Origin of the sequence: Bradyrhizobium sp. RD5-C2, assembly GCF_019972155.1 — a bacterium.
Classification (GTDB): Bacteria; Pseudomonadota; Alphaproteobacteria; order Rhizobiales; family Xanthobacteraceae; genus Bradyrhizobium.
The window spans coordinates 543,714-559,425 of the sequence record NZ_BOVL01000019.1; the positions used below are offsets into that span (position 1 = coordinate 543,714).

At 64.4% G+C, this 15,712-nt stretch carries 16 protein-coding genes; 7 read left to right on the forward strand and 9 right to left on the reverse strand.

The annotated features are described in order from the left end of the window. Positions 1 to 59 precede the first annotated feature (59 nt). From BraRD5C2_RS23600 to BraRD5C2_RS23610, 3 genes are read right to left on the reverse strand one after another with little or no spacing between them, the layout of a single operon-like run. Positions 60 to 1,616 carry an MDR family MFS transporter gene (locus tag BraRD5C2_RS23600; RefSeq protein WP_223971979.1) on the reverse strand — a complete coding sequence of 519 codons (1,557 nt, stop codon included), beginning with the start codon at positions 1,614 to 1,616 and terminating at the stop codon, positions 60 to 62. A gap of 6 nt (positions 1,617 to 1,622) precedes the next feature. After that, positions 1,623 to 2,798 carry an HlyD family secretion protein gene (locus BraRD5C2_RS23605; RefSeq protein ID WP_223971981.1) on the reverse strand — a complete coding sequence of 392 codons (1,176 nt, stop codon included), beginning with the start codon at positions 2,796 to 2,798 and terminating at the stop codon, positions 1,623 to 1,625. After that, complete coding sequence (locus BraRD5C2_RS23610; RefSeq protein WP_223971983.1) at positions 2,791 to 3,270, reverse strand: MarR family winged helix-turn-helix transcriptional regulator; 480 nt, start codon at positions 3,268 to 3,270, stop codon at positions 2,791 to 2,793. Before BraRD5C2_RS23610 ends, BraRD5C2_RS23605 begins: the two co-directional genes overlap by 8 nt. Before the next feature lie 190 nt (positions 3,271 to 3,460). On the opposite strand from BraRD5C2_RS23610, the gene BraRD5C2_RS23615 reads away from it, so the two are divergent. From BraRD5C2_RS23615 to BraRD5C2_RS23625, 3 genes are all read left to right on the forward strand, one after another. After that, positions 3,461 to 3,946, forward strand: a complete 486-nt coding sequence (locus BraRD5C2_RS23615; RefSeq protein WP_028338147.1) for a Fur family transcriptional regulator — start codon at positions 3,461 to 3,463, stop codon at positions 3,944 to 3,946. A 248-nt stretch (positions 3,947 to 4,194) separates the two neighbouring features. Next, positions 4,195 to 5,070 carry a DMT family transporter gene (locus tag BraRD5C2_RS23620; RefSeq protein WP_223972550.1) on the forward strand — a complete coding sequence of 292 codons (876 nt, stop codon included), beginning with the start codon at positions 4,195 to 4,197 and terminating at the stop codon, positions 5,068 to 5,070. 139 nt (positions 5,071 to 5,209) lie between these two features. Further along, on the forward strand, positions 5,210 to 5,398 hold the full coding sequence (locus BraRD5C2_RS23625; RefSeq protein WP_223971985.1) for a hypothetical protein: 189 nt from the start codon (positions 5,210 to 5,212) through the stop codon (positions 5,396 to 5,398). Between the two features lie 205 nt (positions 5,399 to 5,603). On the opposite strand, the gene BraRD5C2_RS23630 is transcribed toward BraRD5C2_RS23625, so the two are convergent. Beyond that, positions 5,604 to 6,479, reverse strand: a complete 876-nt coding sequence (locus BraRD5C2_RS23630) for a sulfurtransferase (protein ID WP_223971987.1) — start codon at positions 6,477 to 6,479, stop codon at positions 5,604 to 5,606. Positions 6,480 to 6,737: 258 nt separating this feature from the next. Between BraRD5C2_RS23630 and ispG the strand changes: the two genes are divergently transcribed. The 3 genes from ispG (at position 6,738) to BraRD5C2_RS23645 (ending at position 10,635) form a co-directional block, all read left to right on the forward strand. Next, on the forward strand, positions 6,738 to 8,027 hold the full coding sequence (gene ispG / locus BraRD5C2_RS23635; RefSeq protein ID WP_223971989.1) for a flavodoxin-dependent (E)-4-hydroxy-3-methylbut-2-enyl-diphosphate synthase: 1,290 nt from the start codon (positions 6,738 to 6,740) through the stop codon (positions 8,025 to 8,027). Between the two features lie 252 nt (positions 8,028 to 8,279). Continuing rightward, entirely contained in the window at positions 8,280 to 9,173 is an 894-nt protein-coding gene (locus tag BraRD5C2_RS23640; RefSeq protein WP_223971991.1) for a TauD/TfdA dioxygenase family protein, read from the forward strand. Positions 9,174 to 9,294: 121 nt separating this feature from the next. Then, positions 9,295 to 10,635: a Rieske 2Fe-2S domain-containing protein gene (locus BraRD5C2_RS23645; protein ID WP_223971995.1), complete on the forward strand. Its 1,341-nt coding sequence runs from the start codon at positions 9,295 to 9,297 to the stop codon at positions 10,633 to 10,635. A 35-nt stretch (positions 10,636 to 10,670) separates the two neighbouring features. On the opposite strand, the gene BraRD5C2_RS23650 is transcribed toward BraRD5C2_RS23645, so the two are convergent. Further along, positions 10,671 to 12,278, reverse strand: coding sequence for a Na+/H+ antiporter (locus tag BraRD5C2_RS23650; RefSeq protein ID WP_223971997.1), 1,608 nt, complete (start codon positions 12,276 to 12,278; stop codon positions 10,671 to 10,673). Between the two features lie 107 nt (positions 12,279 to 12,385). Continuing rightward, positions 12,386 to 12,760: a nuclear transport factor 2 family protein gene (locus tag BraRD5C2_RS23655; RefSeq protein WP_223971999.1), complete on the reverse strand. Its 375-nt coding sequence runs from the start codon at positions 12,758 to 12,760 to the stop codon at positions 12,386 to 12,388. Positions 12,761 to 12,962: 202 nt separating this feature from the next. On the opposite strand from BraRD5C2_RS23655, the gene BraRD5C2_RS23660 reads away from it, so the two are divergent. Next, complete coding sequence (locus BraRD5C2_RS23660; protein ID WP_223972001.1) at positions 12,963 to 13,397, forward strand: GFA family protein; 435 nt, start codon at positions 12,963 to 12,965, stop codon at positions 13,395 to 13,397. A gap of 6 nt (positions 13,398 to 13,403) precedes the next feature. On the opposite strand, the gene BraRD5C2_RS23665 is transcribed toward BraRD5C2_RS23660, so the two are convergent. The 3 genes from BraRD5C2_RS23665 to BraRD5C2_RS23675 form a co-directional block, all read right to left on the reverse strand. Continuing rightward, positions 13,404 to 13,820, reverse strand: coding sequence for a hypothetical protein (locus BraRD5C2_RS23665; RefSeq protein WP_223972003.1), 417 nt, complete (start codon positions 13,818 to 13,820; stop codon positions 13,404 to 13,406). 226 nt (positions 13,821 to 14,046) lie between these two features. Continuing rightward, a complete protein-coding gene (locus tag BraRD5C2_RS23670) occupies positions 14,047 to 14,727 on the reverse strand; it encodes a DUF1345 domain-containing protein (protein WP_223972005.1) in 681 nt (226 codons plus the stop codon). Between the two features lie 16 nt (positions 14,728 to 14,743). Continuing rightward, positions 14,744 to 15,664, reverse strand: coding sequence for a polyprenyl synthetase family protein (locus tag BraRD5C2_RS23675; RefSeq protein ID WP_223972007.1), 921 nt, complete (start codon positions 15,662 to 15,664; stop codon positions 14,744 to 14,746). Between the last annotated feature and the right edge of the window lie 48 nt (positions 15,665 to 15,712).

Below are 15,712 nucleotides of genomic sequence, written 5' to 3' on the forward strand. Positions count from 1 at the left end.
GGGCGATGACATCAACATTGGGGTTAGCGAGTGCGATCGAAGCGCAGGGACGCGAAAACCTACTCCATCACCGCGGCATGATCCGACGGCGCCGACTGCGCGCGCAGTGTGGCCTTGGTCGAGCCGATCATCAGCGCGAGCGGGATCGAGACCAGGATGAACAGCATCACCAGCTGGTAGTCGTGCGAGAACGCGATGATCTGCGACTGCGCCGCCACCATCCTGTCGGCCATCGCGCGGCCGGCATCGGTGTTGAGGTTGATCATGCCCGCGACGTCGGGCATCTGCAGCGCGTGGTTGAACGGATTGATCTGCTCCGACAGCTTTGCGTAGATCCGCCGTCCGCCCTCGGTGAGCTGTGCGATCACGATCGAAATGCCGACCGAGCTCGCGACGTTTCGGAACAGCGTCAGCATCGAGGTGCCGTCGGTACGCAGCTGGTTCGGCAGCGTCAGGAACGCCACCGTCGACAGCGGCACGAAGACGAGGCCGAAGCCGAAGCCCTGGATCACGCTGACGACGATGATCTCGCTCGCCTGCGTCATGTCGGTCCAGCCGGTCATCTGGAACAGTGACGCCGCGGTGAGTGCCAGGCCAGAGACGATCAGCGTGCGCGCCTCGATGTAGCGCATCAGGCGGCCGACCAGCATCATGGCGACGAAGGTGCCGGCGCCGCGGGTCGCCAGCAAAAGGCCGGCGGTGATGATCGGATAGCCGACCACGTTCTGCAGATAGGGCGAGGACAGCGCCATGGTCGAATACAGCACGAGGCCCATCACCGTCATGAACACGACACCGCCGAGGAAATTGCGGTCCTTGAAGATCGCGAACTGGATGAACGGCTTGTCGGTGGTCAGCGAATGGGCGAAGAAGAAGTAGGCGCCGACCGCCGCCACGATGAATTCGATCATGATCTCGTTGGATTCCAGCCAGCCGAGCTGCTCGCCGCGGTCGAGCGCGAGCTGCAGCGCGCCGATCGCGACTGCGAGCGCGCCGAAGCCGAACCAGTCGAAGCGCAGCGCGTGGTCCTTTCTGGTCTCGTCCATGAAGATGATCAGGCCGAGCACCGTGAACAAGCCGAACGGCAGGTTGACGAAGAACACCCAGTGCCAGGAATAGGTCTCGGTCAGCCACGCCCCCAATGATGGTCCCATAATCGGACCCATCATCACGCCCATGCCCCAGATCGACATCGCCTTGGCGCGCTCATGCAGCGCGTAGGAATCGAGCATCACGGCCTGCGACAGCGGCACCAGCGCCGCGCCGAACACGCCCTGCAACAGGCGGAACAGCACCATCTGGTTGATGTCCTGCGCCAGGCCGCAGAACACCGAGGCGACGGTGAAGCCGGCCGAGCAGATGATGAAGATGCGCTTGCGGCCGAAGCGGTTGGCGATCCAGCCGACCGGCGCGGTCATGATCGCGGCCGCGACGATGTAGGAGGTCAGCACCCAGTTGATCTGGTCCTGCGAGGCCGACAGCGAGCCCTGCATGTAGGGCAGCGCGACGTTGGCGATCGTGGTGTCGAGCGCCTGCATGATCGTCGCGGTCATCGCGCAGATCGTCACCATGTTCCGGCGCATGCCGGGCACGGCGGATGGTGACGGTGCATTCATGGCGTTTTAGTCCTGATGGTCCGGGTGCGCGGAGGCTGAGCCCAGCCCGAGCAGGCCGGCCAGCGTGCGGCGGTGGTTGGTGTCGATCGTCGCGTAGACGCTCATGCCGGCCTTCAGCTTCTTCACGAACGGATCGTTCTCGTCGAAGTAGATCCGCACCGGCACCCGCTGCACCACCTTGACGAAATTGCCGGTGGCGTTCTGCGGCGGCAGGATCGCGAACTGCGCCCCGGTGCCGGGCGACAGTGAGCCGATCTTGCCCTTGAATTCGTGGTTCGGGAACGCGTCGACGTCGAGCGTCACTGGCTGGCCGACCGCGACATAAGTGAAGTCGCTTTCCTTCGGATTGGCATCGACCCAGGGATGGTCGACGTCGATCACCGAGAACACCGGCGCGCCTGCCGCGACGAAGCGGCCGAGCTGGATCTGGTCGACCTGCGTCGCCACGCCGTCCATCGGCGCGCGCAGCACGGTGTGATCGAGATTGCGCTGGGCGTCGTCGAGCTTGGCCTTGGCCTGGGCGTAGGGCGGGAAGCGCTCGATCGGCAAATCGACATCGCCGAGCAGCTGGGTCTTGGCGTTGGAGATCTGCTGCCTGATGTATTGCGCCAGGCTCTCCGCGGTGACCTGCGCATTCGCCGCGTTGTCGAGGTCGAGCTGCGAGCCGAAATTCTGCTTGGCGAGCGTCGATTTGCGATCGACGTCCTTCTTCTTCAGCTCGATGCTCTGCTGGGCGAATTCGAGCATCCTGGTGTTGATCTTGATGTTGTCGACCAGATTGTCATAGCTGGTCCTGGTCTGGTCGAGCGCCGCCTTGGCCTGGTCGACCGCGAGGCGGAACGGCACCGGGTCGATCTCGAACAGCTCGTCGCCCTTCCTGACGTGCTGGCCTTCCTTGACGACGATCTTGTCGATCTTGCCGGAGATCTCCGGCGTGATCAGCACCTTCTGCGCGCCGACATAGGCGTCGTCGGTGCCGACATAGCGGCCGCCATTGAGATAGAACGCGCCGCCGCCGATCACCGCCACGATCGGCAGCACGACGAGCAGCAGCACCCGGCGATAGCGCCGCAGGGCCGCCATCAGGCGGCGGCGCGGCGCGCGGCTGGCCTTGCCTGCCGGCGTGGGCTCACCGGGATTGCTCTTCTGCTCAGGTGCCAGCTTGAGAACGGGTTCAGCCATAGCGTTGTTCCTTTCGGGAGGGCTCGCCGGCTGGGCTTTGGATGGCATTGCGAACGTTTTCCTTGATCGATTCCAATTGGGTGAGCAGGCGATGCGCATCAGTGGGGCTGATGCCCTCGAGCGCGGTCGCGGTGAGTTCGGAGCGCAGGCCGGCAAGCTTCCCGAGCAGCGGGCGCGCGGCCTTCTTCAGATAGAGGCGGTTGACGCGGCGGTCGTTGTCGTCGCTGCGGCGCTCGATCCAGCCATTGTCGCAGAGCTTGTCGATCAGCCGCGTCAGCGTGATCGGCTGCATCTCGAGCAGCTCGGCGAGCTCGGTCTGCTTCATGCCTTCCTGGCGTTCCACCTTGGACAGCACGGCCCATTGCGCGCGGGTGATGCCGTAGCGGGCGGCCTCCTTGTCGGCGTAGACGCGGATCAGCCGGAACAACTCGCCAAGCGTAAACAAGAAGTCCGTATCCACGGAACCGCGCATAGACCCATCTCCATAAGCTTGGGATATAATAAGCTTGCTTATGAATTCTGCATGCCGGGTTAACGGGAGGCTGCCCCGCATCACGCACATGGCTGCAGGGCAACGAGGGATGCGCTTCGGGTATTGGGCCGCGGTATTGAGGTTGGGCCGGGCTATGGGAACCGGCGCGGAAATGCTACACATCGGGGCAATGAGCCTGGCCAAGCCGACATTTCCTGCCCCCGACCACGATCACGGCCGTTGCGCCGCGGACGCGATGGCGCATGCCGAACAGGTGTGCGCGCGCCGCGGCCAGAAATTCACCCCGATCCGGCGTCAGGTGCTGCAGGCGCTGCTGTCGAGCCATCGCCCGCTCGGCGCCTATGAGGTGATCGACGAACTGGCCAAGACGATGCCGCGCCCGGCACCGATTACCGTGTATCGCGCGCTCGACTTCCTGATGGAGAACGGCCTCGTTCATCGCATCGAGAGCCGCAACGCCTTCCTTGCCTGCGCGCATGATCATGACGAGACCTCGATGGTGGCGTTCCTGATCTGCGACCATTGCGGCTCGGTCGGCGAAATCCCCGCCGCGCCCGTCGCGCAAAGCCTGACCGCCGCGGCGCGGGCCTCGGGCTTCATCCCAAAGCTCTCCGTGGTCGAGATCGCCGGCACCTGCGCGCATTGCCAGAAATGATTGTTCTCGTCCGAGACCCTTCTCCGTCATTGCGAGGAGCGAAGCGACGAAGCAATCCATGCCTCGGCAAGTGGCGAAATGGATTGCCTCGCTCCGCTCGCAATGACGATCCAAGCGACACGCGAAGACTAGCAACAACAGGCCGATAGGCCGGCCCGCGAGGAAACATGTCGACCCAAGCGATCACAGCCCACGTCACGAGGCCCGTCAGCGTCGGCCACGGGCTGCCGCCCGGCGCCATCGCATTGATGCTGATGCTGTGCGTGAGCTGGGGCTTCAACCAGCTCGCGGTCAAGCTCGCGCTGCCCGACGTGCCGCCGATGCTGCAGGCGCTGATCCGCTCCTCGGGTGCGCTGCCGGTCATGCTGATCGTCGGCCGGCTGCGCGGCGTCAAATTCTTCGAGCGCGACGGCTCGCTGCTGCCCGGTGTGATCGCCGGGCTGATGTTCGGCTGCGAGTTCGTGCTGATCTTCACCGGCCTCACCTTCACCTCGGCCTCGCGCGCCTCGGTCTTCCTTTACACCGCGCCGTTCTTCGTCGCGCTCGGTTCGCACCAGTTCCTCGGCGAGCGTCTTTCGACCGTGCAGTGGAGCGGGCTGGCGCTGAGCTTTGCCGGCGTCGCGCTCGCGATCGGCGTGCCGCAGCCGAATGTCGATGCCAAGGTGCTGCTCGGCGATCTTATGGTGGTCGGCGGCGGCGCGCTGTGGGCGGCGACCACGCTGGTCGCCAAGGGCACGCAGCTGCGCAAGGCGGCGCCGGAAAAGGCGCTCGGCTACCAGGTCGCGATCTCGATTCCGATTCTCGGGTTGGCGGCCTGGATCGCCGGCGAGCGTATCGAGCACGTACCGAGCGCGCTGTCGATCTCGCTGCTCGCATATCAGGCGGTCTGGGTGGTGGGCTGCACTTTTGTCATCTGGTTTGCGATGGTGAAGACCTATTCGGCGAGCAAGCTGTCGGCCTTCACTTTCGTCACGCCGCTGTTCGGCGTGGTCGCGGCCTATTTCGTCATGCACGACACGCTGACGGCGGTGTTCGGTGTCGCTGCGCTATTGGTGATTGCCGGGCTTTATCTCGTCAACAAGCCCGACCCGAAGGTGACACCGGATCCGAACGTTCCGGCGTGACAGCGCGGCAACGCGATACACATCGTCCGTGTCGGCCGGCGCAAACTGTGGCCCCTTGCTCCCGTATTGATCTACGTCAACACTGCTGCCCACATTCCGTGAACCCTCCCATGCGAGGGGATGCCGTGGAGGCACGCTGATGCCAATCGATGCCACCGATGCAATTGAAGCCGGAATCCGGTCCGCGTTCACCGCATACTCCAAAGAGGATGATCCGGACTGGCGCAGTGCGTGCTGGATCAAGCCGGATGAGTGCTCGCATTTGGCAAAGAGCATCTTGAAGGAATTGGCGGCCCGAGGCTTTGAGATCGTCAAGAGGCCGGCTTGATCGTCTGCTGCTTGGCGCCGCAATAGCGGTGCATCGTATCGTGCGAGAAGCCGTTCTCAGCGTCGTCCTGGCGAAAGCCAGGACCATTACCCCAAATGTCTGTTGTCGTGCGACGCTGGGGCCGCGTTCCCGTTTGCAAGCAAATTCGGTGGTTATGGGTCCCGGCCTTCGCCGGGACGACGAGTGGAGAGTCTGGTGCCTCCCACTACCCCACCTCGATCGGCAGCGATTTATCCTTTGCCCATTCGCCCATCGAGCCGTCATAGAGCGTGAGATTGTCGTAACCGAGCCGATGCAGCTGGAACAGGTCGATGGTCGCGGAGATGCCGCCGCCGCAATAGGCGACGACGCGCTTGTCCCTGGTGATGCCTTGCGCGGCGAAGGTTGCTTCGGCCTCTTCGAGCGGCACGAACGTCTTGCCCTTGGGATCGATCAAGGTTGCCGCCGGCACGCTGACGCTGCCGGGGATACGGCCGGGCCGGCCGTAACGGCTCGGCTCCAGTCCCTTGTAGAACTGCGGGCCGAGCGCATTGACGATCACGGTGTCACGCTCCGTGGTTGCGGCGAACATGTCACGCTTGTCGACGAACATGCCGTCCTTCGGCCGCGCCGAGAACGTCGCCTGCGGATAGCCGCCGGCAAGCCCGGTCTCGATGTCGCGTCCCTCGGCGGTCCATTTGTCGATGCCGCCGTCGAGCACCGCGGCGCCGTCGAAGCCCAGCGAATGCAGCATCCACCAGAACCGCGTCGCCCACATCGCGGTGCCGATCGAATAGAGCACCACGCGGCTATTGGCCGAGATGCCGTGGCGGCCGAACGCGGCTTCGAGCTGGGCCGTCGGCGGCATCATGAAGCGCAGCTCGGTGCGGGGGTCGGAGAATTCGGCCTGCAAATCGAGGAAATTCGCGCCGGGGATGTGACCGGCCTCGAACGTCTGGCGGCCCGAGACGACGACATAGGGGATGCTGCTGCCGGCCGGAGCCGGCTCCAGATAGGTCGTGCAGTCGAACAGGCGCAACTCGGGCCGGGTCAGGATGTCGGCGAGTTCCGCCGTGGTGATCAGCTCGCTATGGCCGGCCATGTCGCGCCTCCCGGTGTGTGTTTAACGGGATGCTAAGATGCTCCGGATCACATGAAAAGCTGTCACTTTGCCCTTTGATTCACCCCAATTCGGCCCAATATAGCTGTCCATGCAGGACGCCGCTGCATGGCTTGCCTTCGGCCTCAATCGGCGTCATAAGTTGTTGAATTCACTCCGAAACATCATCGTTTGGCCCGTCTTGCGCGAGGCCCATCGCCCCCTTGGTGAATGTCACCAAAACCTGATATTCGAGACGCCATGAACAAGCCCGAGATTTTGCCGCAAGACGACGTCGCCGGTCCCGCGCCGCGGCACCACACCACACAGGTCATGGTCGGCAACGTTGCCGTCGGCGGCGGTGCGCCGATCGTCGTGCAGTCGATGACCAACACCGACACCGCCGATATCGACGGCACCATCGCCCAGGTCGCCGCGCTGTCCCGCGCCGGCTCCGAGATGGTGCGCATCACCGTCGACCGCGAGGAGGCCGCTGCGGCCGTGCCGCACATCCGTGACGGCCTGCGCAAGCGCGGCATCACCACGCCCTTGATCGGCGACTTCCACTATATCGGCCACAAGCTGCTCGCCGAGTATCCGGCCTGCGCCGAGGCGCTCGACAAGTACCGCATCAATCCGGGCAATGTCGGCTTCAAGAACAAGCGCGACACCCAGTTCGCCGACATCATCGAGATCGCCAACAAGAACGGCAAGCCGGTGCGCATCGGCGCCAATTGGGGCTCGCTCGACCAGGAGCTGCTCACCAAGCTGATGGACGAGAACACGGCGTCCGCCAATCCGCGCGATGCTCGCGCGGTGACCCGCGAGGCGATGGTGCAGTCGGCGTTGCTGTCGGCGGCCCGCGCCCAAGAGCTCGGCATGCCCAAGAACAGGATCATCCTGTCGGCCAAGGTCTCGGCCGTGCAGGATCTGATCGCGGTCTATCAGGAAGTCGTGCGCCGCTCGGACTATGCAATCCATCTCGGCCTCACCGAGGCCGGCATGGGCTCGAAAGGCATCGTTGCGTCCTCGGCCGCGCTCGGCATTCTGCTGCAGCAGGGCATCGGCGACACCATCCGCATCTCGCTGACGCCGGAGCCCGGCGGCGATCGCACGCTGGAAGTGCAGGTCGCGCAGGAGTTGCTGCAGACCATGGGCTTCCGCACCTTCGTGCCGCTGGTTGCGGCCTGCCCCGGCTGCGGCCGCACCACCTCGACCACGTTCCAGGAGCTGGCGCGCTCGATCCAGGATTTCATCCGCGACGAGATGCCGGCCTGGAAGACCAAATATCCGGGCGTCGAAGAGCTCAACGTCGCTGTCATGGGCTGCATCGTCAACGGCCCCGGCGAATCCAAGCACGCCAATATCGGCATCTCGCTACCCGGCACCGGCGAAGCGCCGGCCGCGCCGGTCTTCGTCGACGGCAAGAAGTTCCGCACCCTGCGCGGTCCGGGCATCGCCGCCGACTTCAAGGCGCTGGTGATCGATTATATCGACCAGAAGTACGGCGCTGGCGCCAAGGTGCCCGAGCCGGCGGGCGCCGCGGAGTAATTTCACTCCGCGCGCGATCCACACTCAGTGTCGTCCCTGCGAAAGCAGGGACCCATAACCACAAGACGTGGTTATGGCACGAGATGTGAGTTACCAGCCTTCGCAAAAACCCAATCCTGTGGTTATGGGTCCCGGATCTGCGCTCCGCTTCGCTGCGCTTGTCCGGGACGACAGATATGTTTGCGGCGCAGATTGCGCTTCCGTTGATGCGCGCTACCATGCTCCCAATCAAGAACCATCGGGAGAACGCCCATGAGCTCGCTGTCCGGCAAGCAGGGTCCGCGCTACCGCCATCTCGCCGACCAATCCGAGCCCTATGAGACCATCGACGTCGAGAAACTGACGCCGATCATCGGTGCGGAAATCTCCGGCGTCGATATTGGCAAGCTGGTTGGCGACGATGCGCGCTCCAACCGCCAGATGGACGAGATCCATCGCGCGCTCGCCGAAAACCTCGTCATCTTCTTCCGCGACCAGCACATCAGCCCCGACCAGCATCTCGCCTTCGGCCGCAAGTTCGGCGAGCTGCACGTGCACCCGGCCGCGCCCAACGAGGGCGATCCGGCGCTGATGAAGATCTATGCCGACAAGGATTCACCGCGCGCCAATGGCGAAGGCTGGCACACCGACGTGTCCTGCGATCTCGAGCCGCCGATGGGCTCGATCCTCTACATCAAGCAGTGCCCGCCGCGCGGCGGCGACACGCTGTTCGCAAACATGTACGCGGCCTATGAGGCGCTGTCGGACCGCATGAAGGCTTATCTCGACGGGCTGACCGCGCTGCATGACGGCGAGCAGACCTACCGTGGGCTGTACGCCAATTATGGCGTCGCCGACAAACGGGAATATCCCCGGGCCGAACATCCCATCGTCCGCACTCATCCGGTGACGGGGAAAAAGTCGCTCTACGTTAATCGCGGCTTCACCCGCTTCATCGTGGGCATCCCGCGCGACGAGAGCGATGCCATGCTGGCCTATCTCTACCAGCATGCGGAGAACCCGCTGTTCCAGTGCCGCTTCCGCTGGTCCGAGAACGCGATCGCGTTCTGGGACAATCGTTGCGCCCAGCACCGCGCGATGTGGGACTACTGGCCGCACACCCGCTCCGGCACCCGTGTCACCGTGAAGGGCGAGCGGCCGGTGTAAAGGAATTGCGTGGATGGGTACAGCGCAGCGAAACCCATCATCTCGCCGCGTAGATGCCAGTGATGGGTTTGGCTTCGCTCTACCCATCCTACGAAAACAAAAGTAATTCGGGAGGTCGTCGATGCTTCGCGCCGAAGACAACAAATTCCTCACCGAGTCAGGTGAGGGGACCGGCATGGGCGAATTGCTGCGCCGGTTCTGGATTCCGGTGCTGCTCTCGGAAGAGCTGCCGGAGCCGGACAGCGACCCGAAGAAGATCGTGGTCATGGGCGAGGAGCTGCTGGCGTTTCGCGACTCGCGGGGCGTGGTCGGAATCATCGATCAATATTGCCCGCATCGCGGCGCCAATCTCTGGCTCGGCCGCAACGAGGAATGCGGCATTCGCTGCGTCTATCACGGCTGGAAGTTCGACACCGACGGCCGCTGCGTCGACATGCCGACCTCCTATCCGGACCTCAACGCCAAGGACCTGATCCGCATCAAGTCTTATCCGGTGCGCGAATGGGGCGAGATGATCTGGGCCTATATGGGCCCCGTCGAGCAGATGCCCGAATTGCCGGCGCTGGAGATGGCGCTGCTGCCGGCCTCGCATCGCTTCGTCACCAAAAAGTGGCAGGACTGCAATTGGGTGCAGGCGGTGGAAGGTTCGATCGACACCGCGCATTTCACCTTCGCGCATCTCTCCTTCGAGAAGGAGGAGAACGAAATCCTCGACATCAAGAAGCATTTCGTCAACCCGCTGACGCGGGTCGCGACCGACCACATGCGTTGGATCGCCGAGGATCCGCGCCCCGTCATCAAGATCAATCCGCATGAGGCGGGGCTCACGGTCGCGGGCGGACGGCTCACCGGCAGCGACAACATCTACTGGCGCATCGCCCAGTTCCTGATGCCGTTCCACAGCTATGCGCCGAGCTCGATGCCGGGCGAGAACATGTTCGGCCAGACCTTCGTGCCGGTGACCGACACCAATTGCTGGATCTACACCTATGCGTGGAATCCCGAGCGGCCGCTGACCGACGCTGAGCGCGACGGCTATGCCAATGGCAACGGCGTGATGGCAGTCGTCGACGAGAACTACGTGCCGCTGCGCAACAAGGCGAACGACTACCTGATCGATCGCAAATTGCAGCGGACCAAGAGCTACACCGGGATCAAGGGCGTCTCCGAGCAGGACGCCGCGGTGCAGGACAGCCAGGGCCCGATCGCCGACCGCACCCGCGAGCATCTCGGCCCGACCGATCTCGGCATCATGCATTTCCGCAAGCTGGTGCTGGAGGCGGCCCGCGCCCTGCAAAAGGGCGAGGCACCGCCGCACGCCAGGCACCAGGATCGCTACACCGTTCGCTCCGGCGCCTGCGTCACCAGCAAGACCAAGGATCTCACGGCCGTGATGGTCGAACGGTTCGGCGATCCCACGGGCTTCGTCGGCGGTCCCGGGCAGAACGCCGCGGCGGAATGATCTGTCGTCCCGGCCTTCGCCGGGACGACGTAAACTTACAACGGAATCCTGCGATACTCCCGGTTGGAGAGGCTCGCCTCCTCGAGATCCAGATCGCGCTCGATGCGCCGCCTGGTCTCGTCGGTGATCTTGCCGTCGCGCAGCAGCATGTGGATGAACTTGCGCTCGGACGAGATCAGCTCCCGCGTCAGCGCGGTGCCAGCGGCGGAGACGTCGTGCTTGTCGGGATCGAGCGTATCAGGCAGCTGGTTGATGCGGATCTCATGGCGCGAGCGCAGCAGCTTGATCACCTCGTCGGAGAGCTCGCGGTCGTCGGTGATGGCGTCGAGCGATTTCAGCGCGGCGTTCAGCGCCTCGCGCCGCGCCTCGATTTCCTGCTCGTGCTCGGCGATGTGCTCGCTGCGTCCGTCCTTGGCGAGGCCGAGCAGGCGCACCGCCGGCGGCAATCCGAGGCCGAGCCCGACCAGGGTCACGAAGATCACGCCGAAGGCGACGAACAGGATCAGGTCGCGATACGGGAAGGCCTCGCCACCAGGCAATGTCAGGGGCAGCGCAAGTGCCGCGGCGAGCGACACCGCGCCGCGCACGCCGGTGAAGGCGACCACGAACACCGCCCGCCACGACGGCAGCGGATCGCGCTCGCGCACGCGGGCGCTGATCAAGCGCGGCAGATAGGTGCCGGGGAACACCCAGAGGAAGCGCGCGACGATCACGATGACGGCGACCAGCGCGGTAGCGGTCAGGATGTCGTACAGCGGAAACGCCTTCGACTTCTCGTACAGCGAGCGCATCTGGAAGCCGGTCAGGAGGAACAGCAGGCCCTCGATCAGATAGATGATCAAGTCCCAGAAGAAGATGCCCTGCAGGCGCGTCGCGGCCGAGATCAGCAGCGGTCCGTTCCAGCTCATATAGAGGCCGCAGGCGACGGTTGCGATCACGCCGCTGCCGCCGAAATGCTCGGGGATCCAGTAGGCGAGATAGGGCGTGATCAGCGACAGCGTGATCTCGACCTGCGGATCCCTGGCGCGGCGGCGGGCGCGCAGGCTGAGCCAGCCCACCGCGATGCCGAACGCGATCTCGCAGGCGACGATGACGAAGAACGTGCCGGTCGCTTTCGGCAGCGAGAACAGCCCGGTGGTGATGGCGGCGAGCGCGAAGCGGTAGAGGATCAGCGCGGTCGCGTCGTTGGCGAGCCCTTCGCCCTCGAGCACGACAAGGATGCGGCGGGGCATGCCGAGCTTGCGCGCGATCGCGAGCGGCGCGACCACGTCGGGCGGCGCGACGATCGCCCCGAGCAGGAAGCCGATGCTCCAGGGCAGCCCGATCAGATAGTGGGTCGCGGCCGCGACCATGAAGGCGGTGAAGATCACGCAGCCGACCGACAGCAGGATGATCGGCCGCAGATTGGCCTTGAACTCGCGCCAGCTCATCGCGACGCTCGCCGAATAGATCAGCGGCGGCAGCACCACCAGAAGCACGAGCTCGGGCGGCAGTTCCAGCGACGGCATGCCCGGCACGAAGGCGAGCACGATGCCGACCAGCAGGAGCAGGATCGCCGGCGCGATGTCGGTCCGCCGTGCAACCAGCGCGGTTCCCGCCAGCACGCCGAGCAGCGTGAGAAAGATCTGAAATTTGGCTTCCATAATGGGCTCAATTCGCCCGGAAACCAGCGCCAGTCAATGCGGTCCGGCCGGAGCCGAACCGCTGGGGCGTGTCATAAAGCCGTCGTAGGGATGAGTGGGCCGCCCGGTCAGTCCCGCTGATCGTAGCGGTAGGACTTCGAGACGATCTGCCAGCCGTCGGCGAGCTTCATTGCGACCAGATAGTCGGTGAAATAGCGCGGCGGCAGCTGGCAGCGCACCTTGATGAAGGCGGTGTTGTCGTCGGAGCGGTCGATGGTGACGATGAAGTCCTCGCGCGGCTTGCCTTCGGCCTTCGCCGACGGCCGCTTGCGCACCAGAGCGAGCCAGTCCGGCACGCTGAGGACCTTCAGCTCGCCCCTGTCCACCCAGCGCAGGTCGGCACTGGGATGAAAGGCCGTCGCGAGCTTGTCGGCATTGCTCTCGTAGAGGCCGTCGAAATAGGTCTGCACGACGCTTTCGACGCTGGATCGTTCTTGACTCATTGGTTAGTCCTCCCGGCAGGATTTGAACTACTAGAGCGTTTTCGAGCGAAGTGGGTACCGGTTCGCGTGAAGAAAACGCGTCAAAACGAGAATCTAGAGCCCCAGTTCCGATTCAATCGAAACGGAAAGGGCTCTAGGATTTAGCCATGAACCGCCGGATTGCGCCATGGCCGGCGATAAAATTCCGCGTGAGGAGCGAGTCGTGACCGCATCTGCAAATTCGAACGAAACTATCCTGATCGGCGAATGCTTCTGCCGCGACGTGCGCTACGAGGTGGCCGACGCGTTTGGCTATGCGCTGAATTGTCACTGCTCGAATTGCCGGCGCACCACGGGTTCGGCGTTCAAGCCGTTCGCAGGCATCGTGCGCGAGAAATTCACCGTCACCAGTGGTGCCGACGGTCTTCTGATCTACGGCGATGAGCTCACCCACGACGCGCATTGCGGCCGCTGCGGGTCGCTGCTCTATTCGCAGGTCCGTAACGGCGCCTATATCCATGTCACGATGGGTACGCTGCGCGATGCGCCGACGATCCGACCGACCGCGCATATCTTCGTCGGCTCCAAGGCGCCCTGGTACGAGATACTGGACGACCTGCCGCAATATCAGGAGCACGTCACGCAAGGCGGGGAATAAATCCGCTCAAGGCAGGTTCTTGCCCTGAGTTGGGTCCACTTGTGCCGCCGATGTCTCGGACGGCCCCAGCGAGAAGGCGAGCACGACGTCGTCGGCGCGCTGCTTGAACTCCTTGCCGACCGCAGCGCGCGCGGCGTCGGCGAGTTCATGCAACGGCTTGTCCTGCAGCAGGCTGGGGAAGGTGACGGTGACCGACGTGAGCCGGCCATTGTGCCAGTTGAACGCGACCGCCGGTTTGACCCCGACCATCGCAACCAGATCGTTCTCCACGGCCTTGGCGTGCTTGAAGCCGTCGAACACGGCGTCGACCAGGCCGCAGCCCGCGGCGCAGCCGGCCAACAGCGCGAGTGAGAGGAGGTTTCTGGCCATGCTGCGGACCTTGCCGGCCCTGGCGGGTGGAACCGCCGCGCTTGTGCCCTGCATCATGTCCTCCGTGCTTCTGTTCTTGTTGGCTCGATCGTGCACGAAATCTCCCCACCAGCCAAATCCGAACCAGCGGTCTGTTTCGTCGACTAACAGTCAGGACGGCACGGTCCGCGCCATCGCCGATCGTGAGGCTGCTCACAAAGCGCCCCGGTTGCTTCTGGTAAACGGACCTGCATGGGCGGCAACGTCGGCAATGTCGAGGTCTGCAACTAGCTCTCAGCAGCTAGATCGCGCTCGCGGCGATATTCACCATCAGGGCCAGCAGCGCCGTGTTGAACACGAACGAGATGATGCCGTGCACGGTCGCGGTGCGGCGGATGATCTTGTCGGTGATGCCGACGTCGGAGACCTGCGCGGTCATGCCGATCACGAAGGAGAAATAGACGAAGTCCCAGTAATCGGCATCGACATGCGCATCGCCGCTCGGGAATTGCAATCCGCCGGGAGTCTTGCCGCGGTAGAACTCGTGGGCGTAATGCAGCGCGAACGCGGTGTGGACCGCCGTCCATGACAGCGTGATGGTGACGATTGCCACCGCCAGTCCCGCCGCGCTGCCCTTGGATGCGCCGAGTTCGAATACGATGGCCAAGAGGCTTGCCAGTGCGCCGAACGCGGTCAGCAGCAGGATCAGGAAACGGCCGTCGTCCTGCAATATGGCGCTGCGCTTGATGTGGGCGACGCCACAGCGCAGCATCATCACATAGGCGAGCACGAGATAGAGCGCGGCGAAGGCGTCCCAGCCGGCGAGCATGCGCGTCACGAGGCGCATCGAGCCGGGGATCAGCAGCGCGACGGCGATGCCGACCGTGATCGAAACGAAGGTGCGCGGCCGGCCCACCACCACGCGGACTGGCATCGGCAGCTTGCGGAAACGAACAAGGCGATCGTCGAGCTCCTTGTTCATTTCACGCGGCTTCCAGCTAGTTCTTGCGCTCGGCGACGAAGCGGGCGGCGGCGCGCAGCACGTCGCCCCGATCGCCGAACACCGACAGCGCGGCGTCGGCGCGGGCCAGCAGGTCGCGTACGCGCTGCTTGGCGCCGTCGATGCCGAGCTGGGTGACGAAGGTGGTCTTGCCGAGCACGGCGTCGGCGCCGGCCGGCTTGCCGAGTGCGGCGGCGTCGCCCTCGACGTCGAGCAGGTCGTCGGCGATCTGGAACGCTTCGCCGAGCGCTTTGCCGTAATCGTCGAGCGCCTGGTATTCCTTCTGCGAGGACTGGCCGAGGATCGCGCCGGCGATGCAGCCGAAGCGGAGCAGCGCGCCGGTCTTCATCTGCTGCACGCGCGCGACGTCGACCGGCTCGCGGTCGCCGAAGCGACCTTCGCCGGCGAGGTCGAGGATCTGGCCGCCGGCCATGCCGCCGACGCCGGAGGCGCGCGCCAGCGCGCGGGTCAACAGCAGGCGCACCTGGGCGTCCTTGTGGATCGCATCGCGGGTGATGATGTCGAAGGCAATCGTCAGCAGCGCGTCGCCGGCGAGGATCGCGGTGGCGTCGTCATAGGCCTTGTGCAGGGTCGGGCGGCCCCGGCGCAGATCGGAATTGTCCATCGCCGGCAGATCGTCATGAATCAGCGAGTAGCAGTGGATGCATTCGAGCGCGGCGCCCACCAGCAGGGCGGATTCGCGCGGGATGCCGAACACCGCGGCGCTCTCGACCGCAAGGAACGGCCGCAGCCGCTTGCCGCCGCCGAGGCTCGAATAGCGCATGGCCTCGATCAGCCGCTTCGGGCGCGCGATCTCGTCGCCTTCGGCCGCATCGGACAGCAGTTTGGCGAGCAGGGCTTCGGTATCCTCCGCGGTCTGGTCCAGCCGCTTGGAAAACTCTGCAGTACCGGTCGTCATTAAGAATTGCTCCAGATCGATTTTCGGCCGGACAATCGTTGATGGGAT